At 66.3% G+C, this 15,111-nt stretch carries 12 protein-coding genes; 2 read left to right on the top strand and 10 right to left on the bottom strand.

Annotation, left to right across the window (positions count from 1 at the left end; translation table 11 throughout):
- The 10 genes from F3J14_RS18435 to F3J14_RS18480 form a co-directional block, all read right to left on the bottom strand.
- A complete protein-coding gene (locus F3J14_RS18435; RefSeq protein WP_166724238.1) occupies nt 1-2,598 on the bottom strand; it encodes a fimbria/pilus outer membrane usher protein in 2,598 nt (865 codons plus the stop codon).
- Nucleotides 2,599-2,790: 192 nt separating this feature from the next.
- On the bottom strand, nt 2,791-3,531 hold the full coding sequence (locus F3J14_RS18440) for a fimbria/pilus periplasmic chaperone (protein ID WP_166724239.1): 741 nt from the start codon (nt 3,529-3,531) through the stop codon (nt 2,791-2,793).
- Nucleotides 3,532-3,652: 121 nt separating this feature from the next.
- Nucleotides 3,653-4,204 carry a fimbrial protein gene (locus F3J14_RS18445; protein WP_166724240.1) on the bottom strand — a complete coding sequence of 184 codons (552 nt, stop codon included), beginning with the start codon at nt 4,202-4,204 and terminating at the stop codon, nt 3,653-3,655.
- A 445-nt stretch (nt 4,205-4,649) separates the two neighbouring features.
- Complete coding sequence (locus F3J14_RS18450) at nt 4,650-5,426, bottom strand: ABC transporter ATP-binding protein (RefSeq protein WP_166724241.1); 777 nt, start codon at nt 5,424-5,426, stop codon at nt 4,650-4,652.
- Nucleotides 5,423-6,337 carry an ABC transporter ATP-binding protein gene (locus F3J14_RS18455; protein WP_166724242.1) on the bottom strand — a complete coding sequence of 305 codons (915 nt, stop codon included), beginning with the start codon at nt 6,335-6,337 and terminating at the stop codon, nt 5,423-5,425. The genes F3J14_RS18450 and F3J14_RS18455 overlap by 4 nt, the downstream gene beginning before the upstream one ends.
- A 1-nt stretch (nt 6,338) precedes the next feature.
- On the bottom strand, nt 6,339-7,253 hold the full coding sequence (gene nikC, locus F3J14_RS18460; protein WP_006753506.1) for a nickel transporter permease: 915 nt from the start codon (nt 7,251-7,253) through the stop codon (nt 6,339-6,341).
- A gap of 66 nt (nt 7,254-7,319) precedes the next feature.
- Nucleotides 7,320-8,390 (bottom strand): ABC transporter permease, encoded by a 1,071-nt coding sequence (locus tag F3J14_RS18465; protein WP_166724243.1) that lies wholly within the window; start codon nt 8,388-8,390, stop codon nt 7,320-7,322.
- A 10-nt stretch (nt 8,391-8,400) separates the two neighbouring features.
- Entirely contained in the window at nt 8,401-10,002 is a 1,602-nt protein-coding gene (locus F3J14_RS18470) for an ABC transporter substrate-binding protein (RefSeq protein WP_166724244.1), read from the bottom strand.
- 82 nt (nt 10,003-10,084) lie between these two features.
- Nucleotides 10,085-10,648, bottom strand: a complete 564-nt coding sequence (ddpX, locus tag F3J14_RS18475) for a D-alanyl-D-alanine dipeptidase (protein ID WP_166724245.1) — start codon at nt 10,646-10,648, stop codon at nt 10,085-10,087.
- 14 nt (nt 10,649-10,662) lie between these two features.
- On the bottom strand, nt 10,663-11,538 hold the full coding sequence (locus F3J14_RS18480; protein WP_166724246.1) for a MurR/RpiR family transcriptional regulator: 876 nt from the start codon (nt 11,536-11,538) through the stop codon (nt 10,663-10,665).
- 917 nt (nt 11,539-12,455) lie between these two features.
- On the opposite strand from F3J14_RS18480, the gene F3J14_RS18485 reads away from it, so the two are divergent.
- Together F3J14_RS18485 and F3J14_RS18490 are read left to right on the top strand one after the other, a co-directional pair.
- Nucleotides 12,456-13,712, top strand: coding sequence for an oxalate decarboxylase family bicupin (locus F3J14_RS18485; protein WP_006753500.1), 1,257 nt, complete (start codon nt 12,456-12,458; stop codon nt 13,710-13,712).
- 81 nt (nt 13,713-13,793) lie between these two features.
- Nucleotides 13,794-15,110, top strand: coding sequence for an Nramp family divalent metal transporter (locus F3J14_RS18490; RefSeq protein ID WP_166724247.1), 1,317 nt, complete (start codon nt 13,794-13,796; stop codon nt 15,108-15,110).
- Nucleotide 15,111 lies beyond the last annotated feature (1 nt).

Below are 15,111 nucleotides of genomic sequence, written 5' to 3' on the forward strand. Positions count from 1 at the left end.
TTATTGAGTGACGGCGGTCGTCGAGTCGGCCTGGCAGACGCTCGTGACGGTCTGTACGACCGGCGATCGTCCGCGACGTTGCGCGACGGGAAGCTCGTATGCGATGCGGCAGACCGAGCGGCCGTTGTCGCCCCATTGAACCGTCAGCGAGCCTTGGTCGTTGAGTCCGCGCGCGAAGATCTTGCTCGCCTGGGCGACGACGCCGATTTCCTTGCCGGTCTCGTCGTGCACGACGGCGCCGAACGGCAGCGGCGTGCCGTCGGCTTGCGGCGCCCTGACGAGCGCGGCGCGGCCGGTGTCGGTTGCAAACCGGATGAGCGGCACCGCACCGGCGCGCGGCGCGATCTGCCGGCTGGTTTCCTTCAGCTCGACGTCCATCGAGATCCCCTTCGGATCGAGCGCGACCGTATTGAGGCTGTATGGCGTCAGGTAGGGCACGACCGCGTATCCGTTGCCGTCGACCTTGACGCCTGCCGCGTTCGTGATGCGCGCGCCGGCTGCGCCCGGCGCCTCGACGATCGCGAACGTCTCGGATAGCGGCTGCGAGAACGTGATGCCGCCGCGGTGCGCGACCAGCGCGCCGCGCACGCCGAGCGAGCCCTGCTGGAAGGCCGTGCTTGCGCCCGCGCTGGCATTGATTTCAGCCATGCGCGTGCGGTACATGACGTTGGCGCTGCCGTCGGTGCCCGAATTCGGCCCGGACGCGTGGTTCGCGCTGACGCTGTAGGACAGCGCATGATCGTCGCCGAGCGATCCGGACAGCGTCGATTGCAGCCGGGTGCGGCCGAGCGTGTCGTGCGACATGTTGGCCGTGACGGTCATCGGGCGCTCGCGGCCAAACGGGATCGTGACGCTCGCGTAATAGAGCGTGCTCATGTCGCCGCCGGCGCTGCGCTGTCGCGTGGCCGTCAGGCTATAGGACAGGTTGCGGAACTGGTTCGTGTAGCCGACCGAATAGTTGACGTCCGAGCCGGAGCGGTTCCAGTAGTTCACGGTCGATGCCGTGGCGTCGATGCGCCCGCCGGTCGCGCCGAGGCGCTGCGTGAGCGTCAGCGACGCGCGATGGCGCTGACGCCAGACCGAACTGGCCGGGCGGCCGTCCCGTACGGCATCGCGCGCCTGCACCGCGTCGTTGAGGCCGAAATAGCCGTCCGTCGAATAACGATATGCGGCAAGGGCGATGTCGGTGCCGGTCGCCTCGACCGACTTCGCATAGCTGACGCGCACGCTCGAACCGCTGTAGCGCTTCGTGCCCGGAATCGAGGTCATGGCATGCGTCACGTCCGTGCCGAATGCGCCGAACGACGTATTGAGGGCGCCACCCAGCATCGCGGATGCGTAACCGGCGGACAGCGTGACGCCGCCATAGGCCGTCAGCAGGTTGGTCAGGCCGCGCTGGTACGTGGCCTGCGTGAACAGCGGCTGGCTCGATCCGTACGGATTGCGCAGCGTGCCTGCGACGAAGCTGTAGCGGCTGATGCCCGGCCGCAGCGACATCGGCACGGCGGCGTAGGGCACGGAGAACGTATGCACGGAGCCGTCGGCCTCGGAGACCGACACCTGCAGGTCGCCGCCATACCCGGTCGGGTACAGGTCGTCGATTTCGAAATTGCCGGGCGCGACCGTCGTCTCGTAGATCGTCACGTCGTTCTGGCGGATCGTCACCTTCGCATTGCTGTTCGCGATGCCGCGCACCACGGGCGCATAGCCGCGCAGCGAGTCGGGTAGCATCCGGTCGTCCGTCGACAGGCGCACGCCGCGGAACTGCGTCGAATCGAACAGTTCCCCCGACGTGTAGCTTTCGCCGACGACGAGTTGCGACGACAGCGACGGCAGGTCGCGCTGGAGATAGGTCGCGAGATTCTGGTACCGGCTCTGGCCGCGCGACGACCATGAAAAGGAGCCTTCGTGGCGAAAGCGCCAGCTGCCGAGGTTCACGCCGCCGTTCAGGCCGAGATAGCCTTGCGTCTGGGTGGTATGACCGCTGGCCTTCGACGTGTAGAGGTTGAAGTTGTAGCCGAGCAGGCCGACGGTTTCGCCGGAGGTCCATTGATCGGGGTTCACGTAGCCGCGTGCCTTGCGCGCGAGCGATGCCTGCGGGATCGACAGCCGCAGCACCTGGCGCGTGAAGTCGAATGCCGCGCTTGCGTCCGGCACGACTTGCTCGATCCGCAGGCATGCGAGGTCGCCGTCAAGCTCCGCGACGATTTCCGGCGCGAGCTTGCTGAAATCGAGGCCGACGCGTTCGAGCAGCGCGCGGTCGAAGCACGGCCGGGCGTCGCCCGAGTCCGGCGCGGCCGCGAAGCGTACGTCGTAGCGGCCGATCCAGTCGGCGCCGACATGGATGTCGGCGGTGTACACGCCCGGGGCCGTCACGTTGCGCTGTGCGAAGCGCGAGACGTCGAAATGCTTGCCCCCGCGATTCTGCAGGAAGGCGCCGTCGAACTCGACTTGCGCGAGCGTGCTTTCGGCGGCGGTTTGCGTCGTCGCACTGCCATCACTCGACCACGCGCCGACGCAAGCCACCACCATCAGATGGATCGGCTTGATGCGGGGCATGTCGGCCACGGCGTGACGCGGCAGTCGAGTCGAGGTCATGAGGAGTACTCCAGATAGTGTCGGATCGAGCGGATGCGTTTTGCCGACGCAGTCGCGCGGGCGCGCTGTCGCGTGGCAAATGTCGAATCCGGGGTTCCGGGCCGTCTGGTCGGGACGGCAAAACGGGCGGCGGACGAAAGAAGGGGAAGCGGTCGGCCGCGAGCGTGATGCGCGCTGCCGGTTTCGGCCGCGTTACGGGGCGACGCTGACCGGACGCTTGATGTCGATTGACCGGCCCCAGTCGTTGATGCTGCCGAACTCGACCGTTGCACCCGCGGCGGGCGCGCCGGCGAGATTCTTGATCGGGAATCGTTGCGTGCTTCGGGGCAGCACGTAACCCATGCCGGCGTCATGCTTGCGGCCGGCGGAATTCAGCAGGACGTTGCCGAAATTGACGACGAACGGCGTCGGGTTGCTCGCCTCGAGCGCGTAGCCGCCATCGGCGCGAACCACGCGCCAGTCGAGTTGCGTCGGCGCATCGTCGGCGCTGCCGGCCAGCCCATCGGGGCGATACATGATCTTGATGCGGGAGCGGAACGCGAGCTGGATGTGGTTCCGGTTGTCTTCCGCGGATACCTTCGGCGGCACTTCGAGCACGTTCAGCCAGAACAGCGATTCCCGGTCGGCGGGAAGTGGTTCGCCGGTGTGCACGAGACGCAGCGTCTGGCCGTTGCCGGATTCCATCCGGAAGATCGACGGCGTCAGCGTGAACGGCACGTCGATGTTCTCGGGCAATGCGCTGCTATCGCCGTTGTCGAGCCATGCCTGCACCAGCGCCGGCCGCTTGCTGTCGTTCGTGAGCTGGATCGTGACCTCGCGCTCGCTGGACGGGAAGATCACGCGCGTGCCGGCGATCACGACGCTTGCATCGGCTTGCGACGCGAACGCGGTGACGGCCAGGGCCAGCGTACGGAAGAGCTTCAACAGTTTCATAGGCGTAGAGAGTCGGATCGTTGGAAGGAAGCGGACGGAAACGGACTGAATCGGCGGTTTCCGCACCGCGCGGCGCGACGGGGCGGAGATCGCCGGGGCGGCGACCTCCACGCGCTCGTCCTTACTGATAGATCAGCGAGTACTCGACACGCGAGTTGACGTTGCCGGCCTTCACGGCGCCGGACGCGTAGTACTCGGCGAAGTAGTTCAGCTTCGCGTTGCCGTCGGCGTCGATATCGGCGAGTTGCGTGCTGGCACCGGTTTGGGAGCCGATGGGGATCAGATTCTGTTGAGCGTCCAGCACGTTGATCTGGATGCCCGTCGCAGCCGTGTCGCTCTCGTCGAGTGTCAGACGGCCGGTCGACTGATCGACGTTCGTGCCGGGCTCGAAGATGACGCCGACCTTCACCGGATTTTCGTCGCCCGTCGTGCAACCCGTGAGTGCCAGCGAGAATGCGCTGCGACCGGCGACGGAGCCGACATCGGGGAGCGCCGTGGTGCTGACCGGCGGCAGCGGGACGGTGAGGTCCGATCCGCCCTCGACGCTGCAGGTCGACGCGATGACTTTACCGACGAAGCTGACGGTGCCGTCTGCCGCGTGGGCCGTGGACGAAAAGGCTGCGCCGGCTGCGACGAGGAGGAATGGGATTGCGCTGCGCTTGAGGTTTTTCATATTTAAAGCTCCAAATAAAGTTCGAATTTCGAAAGCGCGTATTGAATTTAAATCTCAGAATGGCGCGTTTCGGATTGAATTATGCGGAGGTTGTAATGATTTTGTAATGCGACAGGTACGAATCGATTGGATTTTTATCTAGTACAAGTACTAAGTTTGTGATCGCCGCAGGCGGCATCAGGCGGAAGGGGGCGTGGGAGCAGGCAGGACGGGGATGTGCGCGTCCCGCTATCGAAATCGGTCGAGGTGCCGATTTCGTCGGGCGCGGCATTCGATATTTACGCTATCCGCCATGCGTTGGCGGTTATGCGTTATTCGAAGCGGATTGAGGCGGGAATGGCCGGCCGCCGGAGCGTGGCGGCGGCCGGCATGCCGCGTTGAGGTCGCGGCATGTCAGGCAATGTTCGCCGGTGCGAACGGTCGCGATATCGTCGGGCGATGCGTATCAGGCCGCGGGCTCGTCGATCGCCGGATCCAGGCGGCGATAGCCTTCGGTCGCGCGCAGCAGCGTGCGCGTGTAGTCGCGTGCGACCTGGCCGGCGCGCACGTCCTCGATCCGCAGCTGTTCGACGATCTCGCCGTGCTGCATCACCGCGACGCGCTGGCACAGGAAGCCGATCACCGCGAGGTTGTGGCTCACGAGGATCATCGTCAGGTTGCGTTCGCGATGCAGGCGGCGCAGCAGGTTCAGGATTTCGGCCTGCACCGACACGTCGAGCGCGGAGGTCGGCTCGTCGAGCAGCAGCACGCGCGGCTCGACGATCAGTGCGCGCGCGATCGCGACGCGCTGGCGCTGGCCGCCCGACAGCTGATGCGGATAGCGGAAGCGGAACGCCGGGCCGAGCCCGACCTCCGACAGCGCGCGCGCGATGCGCGCGTCGGCGTCGCCGATCCGGTGGATCGACAGCGGCTCGCGCAGCGTCTGGTCGACCGTGAAGCGCGGATGCAGCGACGCGTACGGATCCTGGAACACCATCTGCACCTGGCGGCGGAATGCGCGCTCGGGCGTGCCGCCGACCGGCCGGCCGTCGATCGACAGGCTACCGCCCGCGAGCGGCACGAGGCCGGTCAGCGCGCGCAGCAGCGTCGACTTGCCGGAGCCCGATTCGCCGACGAGCCCGAACACCTCGCCGTCGCGTACCGCGAAGCTCGCATCGCGCACGGCGTCGACATGACCCGTGCGGGTCGGAAAACGGATCGAGGCGTGGTCGACATCGATCATCGTGCGGCCTCCCGGGATTCATTCGAAGATGGCGTGGACGAAGCCGCGTTCAGCCACGCCGGATCGCGACGCAGCACCGGCAGTTCGTCGGGCGGGTTCGCGAGCGGCGGATTCGCCGCGAGCAGCCCGCGCGTGTACGGATGCGTCGCATCGCGCAGGTCGCGCGCGGCGCAGGTTTCGACGACGCGGCCCGCATACATCACCGCGACGCGATCGCAGAACGACATCACGAGCGGCAGGTCGTGGCTGATGAACATCAGGCCGGTGCCGTGCCGCGCGATCATCGCGTCGAGCACCGCGAGCACCTGCATCGACACCGCGACGTCGAGCGCGGAGGTCGGTTCGTCGGCGATCAGCAGACGCGGGCCGGTCGACACCATCATCGCGATCATCACGCGCTGGCCCATGCCGCCCGACAGCTCGTGCGGATACGCATCGGCCACGCGCGCCGGATCGCGAATCTGCACGGCCGCGAGCGCATCGACGATCCGCTCGCGCAGCGCGCGGCCGCGCAACTTCGGCTCGTGCCGCCGGAACGCCTCGCCCATCTGCTTCGCGACGGTCATCACCGGGTTCAGCGAATACTTCGGATCCTGCAGGATCATTCCCATCTGGCTGCCGCACAGGCGCCGCCGCTCACTCGCCGACATCGCGAGCAGGTCGTGGCCCGCGAAGCGCATCGTGCGGGCCGACCAGCGTGCGGCGTCGGGCAGCAGGCCGAGCAGCGCGCGGCCCGTCAGCGATTTGCCTGAGCCCGACTCGCCGACGATGCCGAGCCGTTCGCCCGGCGCGAGCGTCAGCGACAGGTCGCGTACCGCATCGGACACGACGCCGTCGTGCCCGCGAAACCCGATCTTCAGGCCGTCGATCTCGCAGAGCGGCGCGGCGGCGTTGGCGGAATTCAGTGGCATGTCACGCTCCATGACGCGGATCGAAGACGTCGCGCAGCCCGTCGCCGAGCAGGTTGAACGCGAGGCTGACGAGCAGGATCGCCGCGCCGGGCAGCGTCGCGACCCACCACGCGTCGAGCAGCACGTTGCGGCCCGACGCAACCATGAAACCCCATTCGGGGCTCGGCGGCTGCGCGCCGAGGCCGAGGAAGCCGAGGCCCGCGACGGTCAGGATGATGCCGGCCATGTCGAGCGTCGCGCGCACGATCACCGACGACATGCACAGCGGCACGATGTAGCGCAGCAGGATCCGCGGGCCCGATGCGCCTTGCAGCCGCGCCGCATGGATGTAGTCGGCCTGCGCGATGCGGATCGTTTCCGCGCGCGCGAGCCGCGCATACGCGGGCCACGCGGTGATCGAGATCGCGACGACCGCGTTGATCACGCCCGGCCCGAGCGCGGCCGCGAACGCGAGCGCGAGCACGATCTTCGGGAAGGCGAGCGCGATGTCGGTGATGCGCATCAGCACGCTGTCGGTGAAGCCGCCGCAATAGCCGGCCGTCGTGCCGATCATCAGGCCGATCGGCACGACGATCACGACCACGAGCAGCGCGATGCCGAGCGTGAGGCGCGAGCCGCCGATCAGCCGCGAGAGTATGTCGCGGCCGAGCTGGTCGGTGCCGAGCCAGTGCGATGCCGAGCCGGGCGGCAGCAGGCGGTCGGACAGCACCTGGCGCAGCGGATCGTGCGGCATGATCAGCGGGCCGACGATCGCGACGACGATCAGCGCGACGAGGATCGCGAGTCCGAACAGGTTGAGCGGATTGACCGCGAAGCGGCGCCAGCGGCGGTACGCGAGGCCGAATGCGGCCTGCGAGCGCGACGCGGGCGCATCGGAGAGAAGCCACGCGCGCAGCGTGAGACGCTCGGCATTCATGATCGGACGACCTTCGGCATGGACGGGGAAAGAAGCAGGGTGGAAGCGGTCATGTCGAAGCGGCCCTCAGCGCGCACGCGGATCGAACACGCGATACAGCGCGTCGGTCAGCAGGTTGACGGTGATGAACATCACGCCGATCACGAGCGTCGCGCCGAGCACCGCGTTCATGTCGGCGTTCAGCAGCGCGCCCGTCAGGTACGAGCCGAGCCCCGGCCACGCGAACACGATCTCGGTCAGCACCGAGCCTTCGAGCAGGTTGCTGTACGTGAGCGCGATCACGGTGAGCAGCGGCACCGCGATGTTGCCGAATGCATGCCGCCAGATCACGCGGCGCTCGGACAGGCCCTTCGCGCGCGCGGTGACGATGTATTCCTGGCTCAGCTGGTCGAGCATGAACGAGCGCGTCATCCGGCTCAGGTACGCGACCGAGTAGTAGCCGAGGATCGCGGCCGGCAGCGCGATATGCGACACCGCGTTGCGGAACACGTCCCACTCGCCCGCGAGCGCCGAGTCGATCAGCAGGCTGCCGGTGCGCGGGTCGACCATGCCGTCGTACACGGGATCGAGCCGGCCGGGGCCGCCGACCCAGTGCAGCCGCGCATAGAACAGCAGCAGCCCCATCAGCCCGAGCCAGAACACCGGCACCGAATTGCCGATCAGGCCGACGAAGCGCGCGATGTGGTCGATCGGCCGGTTGTGCCTCACCGCGGCCGCGACGCCGAGCGGCACGCCGAGCGCGATGCCGATCAAGGTCGCGATCGTCGCGAGTTCGAGCGTGGCGGGAAATACGCGCTTGATGTCGTCGAGCACCGGGTTCGACGTCAGCAGCGACATGCCGAGATTGCCGTGCAGCACGTCGCGCGCGTAGATCAGGAATTGCGTGACGAGCGGCTTGTCGAGACCGAGCGCGATGCGCTCGGCCGCGTACGCCTCGGCCGACGCGCGATCGCCGAGGATCGCGAGCACGGGATCGATCGGCACCTTGCGGCCGATCACGAACGTCAGCGCGAGCAGGCCCGCGAACGTGACGGCGAGCGTGAGCGCCCAGCGCAGCACGCGCAGCGCCCAGCGCACGGCCGGGCGCCGCGCGGGCAGCGTGCGCAGTGCTTCGAGGGAGGAGGCGGGAGTCGACATGCGGCGAATCTTAAGGCTTCTTCAGGTTACGGTACGACACGAGATCGTTGATCGGTCCGACTTCGAGCCCGCTCACGCCGGGCCGCGTCGCGACCTGCGCGACTTTCTCGAACATGATCACGAACGGCGAGCGCGCGAGCATCTCCTTCTGCATCGCCTGATACCGTTGCGCGCGTTGCGCGGCGGTCGGCTCGGCGAGGGCGGCGTCGGTCTCCTTCGTGAATTGCGGAATGTCCCAGCTGTTGCGCCAGGCGAGCATTTTATAGCTCGACTTGTCGGAGTTGTCGGGGTTCCATGCAAAACCCTGCGCGTTGCTGTGCGGGTCGATGTAGTCGGCCGACCATTCGCCGATGTAGATGTCGTGCTGGCGCGCGCGGTATTTCGCGAGCGTCTGCTTGTTGTCGCCGGGGATCAACTGCACCTTGACGCCCGCCTGCGCGAAGTTCGCCTGCACGGCCTGCGCGATCTCCGTGTACGGATAGTCGTTGCGCACGTCCATCGTCACCGAGAAGCCGTTCGGCACGCCGGCCTTCGCGAGCAGCGCCTTCGCTTTCGCGACGTCGAGCTTGTACGGGTTCGCCTTCAGCGTGCCGAGGAAGCCTTCGGGCAGGAAGGTCTGGTGCACCGTGTAGGTCGTCTTCACGACGTTGGCCTGGATACCGGAATAGTCGACCAGCCACTTCAGCGCTTCCTGAACGTCGGGCTTCGCGAGCGTCGGGTTCTTCGTGTTCAGGCCGAGATACAGCAGCGTCGCCTGCGGCGATGCCGCGACCTTCGCCTTGCCGGATTTCACGACCGCCGCGAGATCGTCGGGGCTCAGGTCGCGTGCCGCGTCGACGTCGCCGTTTTCCAGCAGCAGGCGCTGGCTCGCCGCTTCGGGCACATGGCGCAGCACGATGCGCTTCATCGCGAGCGGCAGCCGGTAGCCGTCGAAGCGCTGCAGCACGATGCTGTCGCCGGCGCTCCACTTGACCAGCTTGTAGGCGCCGGAGCCGGCCTCGTTCGTCTTCAGCCATGCGTTGCCGAAGTCGTTGCCCTGCTGGTGCGACAGCAGCAGCTTCTTGTCGACCACCGACGCGGGCCACGAGCCGAGCACGTTCAGCACGAAGGTCGGCGCGTATTTGTGGTCGGTCGTGATCGATACCGTCTGGTCGTCGAGCTTCTTCACGTTCGCCGTGACGTTCGCCTTCGTGAGGCCGATGCCCGTCAGCACGGCGGCCGGGCCCTTGTCGAGCAGCACCGCGCGCTGGATCGACCACGCGACGTCGTCGGCCGTCAGCGGGTTGCCCGAATGGAACTTGAGCCCCGAGCGCAGCTTGAACGTATAGGTCAGCCCGTCGGGGCTCACCGTCCACGACTGCGCGACATCGCCGTTGAATTTCGACGGATCGCGCAGGTCGACGCGCACGAGCCGGTCGTAGGTGTTTGCGACGTATTCCTCCGGCACCAGCTCGTAGATCTCGCCGGGATCGAGCGTCGTGAATTCGTCGAGCAGCGTGGCCATCACGAACATGTCCTTCGGCGTTTCCGCGTGCGCGGCGCGAAGCGGAACGGTGGCGAGAACGGACGCGGCGGCCAGTGCCGCGACGAGCCGGGAGGTCGGGAGTTTCATGTGCGCTTCTCCGTCTGTCGTTGAAATCGTTGAGGTTGTTGAAGTTGTCGAACGTGAACGATGAGGGGAACGTGCATCGTCGTCACATCAGCCGCCACGGGCCGCTCGCCGCGTTGTCGATCGGCGGAAGCGCGCGAGAGCCGGGCAGTTCGTAGTGCCACCACTCGCTGTCGATATGCGCGAAGCCGGCCGCATGCATCACGCCGAGCAACAGCAGCCGGTTGCGCTGCACTTGCTCGGGCAACCCCGCGTGGAAATGACCCGACGCGGCCACCATCTCGTCGAAGCCGGTGCCCATGTCGAGCGGCTCGCCGTGCGCGCCGACGAGCGTCAGGTCGAGCGCGGTGCCGCGGCTGTGATTCGAGCCGCGGCCGAGATCGGCGATGAAGTTCGGATCGGGCAGGAAATCCCACAGCACCTGCTGCGCCTGCGGCGGCCGGTACGCGTCGTAGATGCGCAGCATGAAGCCGGCCTGTGCGGCAACGTCGACCGCGCGGCGCAGCGCGGCCTCGGCCGGTTCGAGCAGCAGGCAGTGCGCGCGGCGATAGATCGGCTTGCCGGTCAGGTTGCGTTCGGTCGCGTAGACGAGATCGATCTCGACGCGATGCGTGGCGGGCGTGATTTCGACGAGGCGGGGCGGGTTCATCGGCAGTCGGGTGCTCAGGATTCGAATTGGTCGAACGTGTGCTGCAGTTCGCGGTTGCGCGCGACGCGCCGGTCGATCGCGGGACCGAGGCGGTCGACGACAGCAGTGATCAGCAGGTTGAACAGGCAGGTGAGCGGCGCGAGCGAATCCCAGAACTGGCCGACGTCGGTCTTTACCTGCAGCAGGTCGGCCGGCCATTCGCGCGCCCACGGGCAATAGAGATCGGTGACCAGCGCGAACGGCTGGCCGCGCTCTGCGGCCGCCTGGCAATAGCGGCGCGCGCTGCGCGAATAGGCGCGCACGTCGGTGACGATGCAATACGGCCGCTCGAACTCGGAATTCAGCGAGTCGACGTACGAGCCCGATTGACCGTCCGAATAGAACACGCGCGGGCGCAGGTATTCGAGATAGCTGCTGAACGCATTGCTGATGCCGCGGGTCGACTGGATGCCGAGGATGAACACCGCGTCGGCATGCGCGATCCGGTCCGCGACCTGCGCGAACACCGGTTCCTCGGCGAGCCGGTACACGTGGCGGATCGCGTCGAGCTCGCGGTCGAGCGACGCGGCAAGCGCGGCGTCGCCGCTGTTGCTGCCGGCCGCCTGGGTGCCGGCGGTACGGCGGTATTCGTCGAGGCGGTCGGTGATCATCCACGGCCGGTCGCTGCCGCCGCGCAACTCGCGTTTCAGGTCGTCGAGGTTGCGGTAGCCGACGCTGCGCAGGAAGCGCCCGACCGAGATGCCGCTGGTGCCGGCCTGCTGCGCGATCTGGTCGGCGGTCTCGAGCCCCAGCCGGTCGAGGTTCGCGAGCATGTAGCTCGCGATGCGCTTGGCCGTCGGCGTCAGCTCGGCAAAGCGGGATTCGACGGTATGGGCGAAGGCGCAGGTCATCGGCTGTTAGATCTTTGTCGTCTGCTGAATGAATGTCATCTATCTGACAGAGTCAAAAAAAGCGGCGCCAGATAAAAAAAGCTATTCGATCGCCGCTGCGCATAGCCTGTCCACGGCCGTGCACCGCGCGCGGCCGCAGCCATTTCCCGGCTGGTGTGGCGCTCCCCGGTGTGGGTGCAGGGGCATTCCGGACGTTCGATGTGGCCGAATATTTGAAATGACGAGCCGTTTTGTTGATTTATTTGGCCTGGTTATTTTGCTTGTCTTCGGGAAAACGGCGCTTAGCTTACGGATCTGAATGCGCTGGACGGTTACCGCGATTTCATCGCGCCGCAGTATTACGACCAAGGCGGCGGCGACGGCACGTGGGTCGAAGGAATCCGCTATCTCACTCAAAACGACGACGCGCGGAAAGAGGAATTTCTCTACCTTACCGAACGCATCGTGTCGGACACGTTGCGCGCGCAACTTCCGGCGGGGACCGATATCCGCCGTACGGCGGCTCCCCGACATGCCACCCAGATGAAGAGCAGGCCGGCGCATGCCGCGGAGATTGAAATGCTTGCGTATCGGTTTTCATATATTTCGTCTCACTCAGTTGATCAGTGATGCGAATAGATAGCAGTGCTGGCGAGCAAGCTCTCGCCGAGATCGGACCGCGCCGCGTCCGGGCGGTCGTGTGCGCGGCAAACCGGCTGGCTCATCGGCACCGGCGTCGGAGCGCGCGTCGTTGCATCGCAACAATTACAAAACCCCGACTCGATCAGCTTAACTCATTAATTCAGGTTAATAATTCATTTAATTTTTAAGTCGACTTGTATTTAACTTGCGTCACGGCATGCCGATTTTCGATAAACGAAAAAGCGGTGAACGTCCGTAGTGAATATTCGATTAATTGAAATGGTGAAGAGGGAACCATGACGAATCTTTCTCGACGCAGGATGTTGACGAGTACAGCCGGCGCCATTGCCGCCGCGGGCATTGCGGTAACGGCCAAGGCGGCTTCGTTCGGTAATCCGGACAGCCCGCCGGAAGGGGCGATAAACGCGCGCAACAAGCAGGGATTAACCGACCCGGGGCCGAAGAATCCCGCATTGGCGAATCAATTTCCGTCTTTCCAGGATCCGCCGGCCACCGATATCAATGGCATGCCGTTATTCTGGGCGTCATTCAATAATGCGCATAAACGTATTCAAAACGGCGGATGGGCACGCGAAGTCACGCAGGACGATTTCGCGATTTCGGAAACCATTTCCGGCGTGAACATGCGGTTGACTCGCGGCGGCATTCGCGAGATGCATTGGCACCAGCAGGCCGAATGGGCAATCATGCTCGACGGCCGCTGCCGGATCACCGTGCTCGACGAACTGGGACGCCCATCGGTGCAGGACGTGAAAACCGGCGACCTCTGGTATTTCCCGCCCGGCCTGCCGCACTCGCTGCAGGGAATCGGCACCGACGGCGCCGAATTCATGCTCGCATTCGACAACGGCCGCGCGTCCGAATTCAACACGCTGCTGCTCACCGACTGGGTCGCGCATACGCCGCCGGATGTGCTCGCGCTCAACTTCGGCGTGCCGGCCGACGCGTTCAAGAACATTCCGCTCGACAACCTGTGGATCTTTCAAGGCGACGAGCCGGGGCCGCTCGCGGACGCCCAGCGTGCATCCGCGTCTTCGGCCGGTGCGCCGCCGCACCCGTTCATCTTCTCGCTCGGCGCGATGAAGCCGTTCAAGAAGACGCGCGGCGGCGAGGTGCGGATCGCCGACAGCACGAACTTCAACGTATCGCAAACGATTGCGGCGGCGCTCGTCACCGTGCATCCGGGCGGCATGCGCGAGCTGCACTGGCATCCGAATGCCGACGAATGGCAGTACTACCTGCAGGGCGAAGCGCGGATGACCGTGTTCGACACGGGGCCGAAGGCGCAGACGGCAGACTTCCGTGCGGGTGACGTCGGTTACGTGAAAAAGAGCCTCGGACACTACGTGCAGAACACCGGCAACACCGATCTCGTGTTCCTCGAAATCTTCAAGACCGACCGCTATGCGGAGGTGTCGCTGTCCGACTGGCTCGCGCATACGCCGCCGAAGCTCGTCGAGGCACACCTGAATATCGCGCCTGACGTGCTCGCGCGGTTTCCGCGCAACCGTCCGGACGTCGTGCCGCTGTAACGCCGCAGCGGCCGGCAAGCGGCACGCCGGCCGCCGGGCCCGCTCCAGGGCCAGCCTTCCTCATTCGAACGGAACCCGACCATGATTCCCGTCACGAGCAAATCCAGCAGCGGCTTCGCGCTGCCCGATCTGTCCACCGATCGCGCCGAGCCGGCCGATGGCGCGGCACGCGCCGCGCTGGAAGGGCGTCGCACCGGCATCGCCGCGCTGTTGCCGTTCGTCGGCCCGGCCGTGATCGCATCGATCGGCTATATGGACCCCGGCAACTTCGCGACCAACATCCAGGCCGGCGCCGCGTACGGCTACCGGCTGCTGTGGGTCGTGCTCGCCGCGAACGCGATCGCGATGCTGTTCCAGGCGATGTCGGCGAAGCTCGGCATCGTGACCGGTCGCAACCTCGCGGAGCTGTGCCGCGACCATTTCCCCGCGCCGATCGTGTGGGGCATGTGGATCGCGTCGGAGATCGCCGCGATGGCGACCGATCTGGCCGAATTCCTCGGCGGCGCGCTCGCGTTCGCGCTGCTGTGCCACCTGCCGCTGTTCGCGGGGATGATCGCGACGGCGCTCGCGACTTGCGCGATCCTCGCGCTCGAGAAGCGCGGCTTCCGGCCGCTGGAAGCCGCGATCGCGGCGCTGGTCGGCGTGATCGGCGCATGCTATCTCGGTGAGCTGATGATCGCGCCGCAGGACTGGCAGGCGGCCGCGTTCCATCTGGTCGTCCCGCAGATTCCCGATCATGCGGCGCTGACGATCGCGGTCGGGATCATCGGCGCGACGATCATGCCGCATACGCTGTATCTGCATTCGGGCCTCACGCAGGATCGCGTCGCGCCGCGCGACGACACGGAGCGGCGCCGGCTCATGCGGTTCTCGAACCGCGAGGTCGTCGTCGCGCTCGGCCTCGCCGGGTTCGTGAATCTCGCGATGGTGATGATGGCGGCGTCGGCGTTCCACGCCAGCGCGCCGGGCATGGCCGATATCGGCGACGCCTATCACACGCTGATCCCCGTGCTCGGGCCGGCGGCCGGCGTGCTGTTTCTCGTCGCGCTGCTGACGTCGGGGGTGTCGAGCTCGGTGGTCGGCACGATGGCCGGGCAGGTCGTGATGCAGGGCTTCATTCGGCGCCGCCTGTCGGTCTGGATGCGGCGCGCGGTGACGATCGCGCCCGCGTTCGCGGTGGTCGCGTGCGGCTGCGACGTCACACGCGCGATGGTCGCGAGCCAGGTGGTGCTGAGCTTCGTGCTGCCGATGCCGATGATCGCGCTGCTGGTTCTGTCGGCGCGCAACGACGTGATGGGGCGCTACGCGATGCGGATGCCATTGCGGATCGTCGCGGGCACGGCCACGGTCGTGATCGTCGGGCTGAACGCGTATCTGGTGTGGGCGGCGTTCAACTGAA

The sequence above is a fragment of the Burkholderia sp. Tr-862 genome (assembly GCF_011753085.1).
GTDB lineage: Bacteria > Pseudomonadota > Gammaproteobacteria > Burkholderiales > Burkholderiaceae > Burkholderia > Burkholderia ambifaria.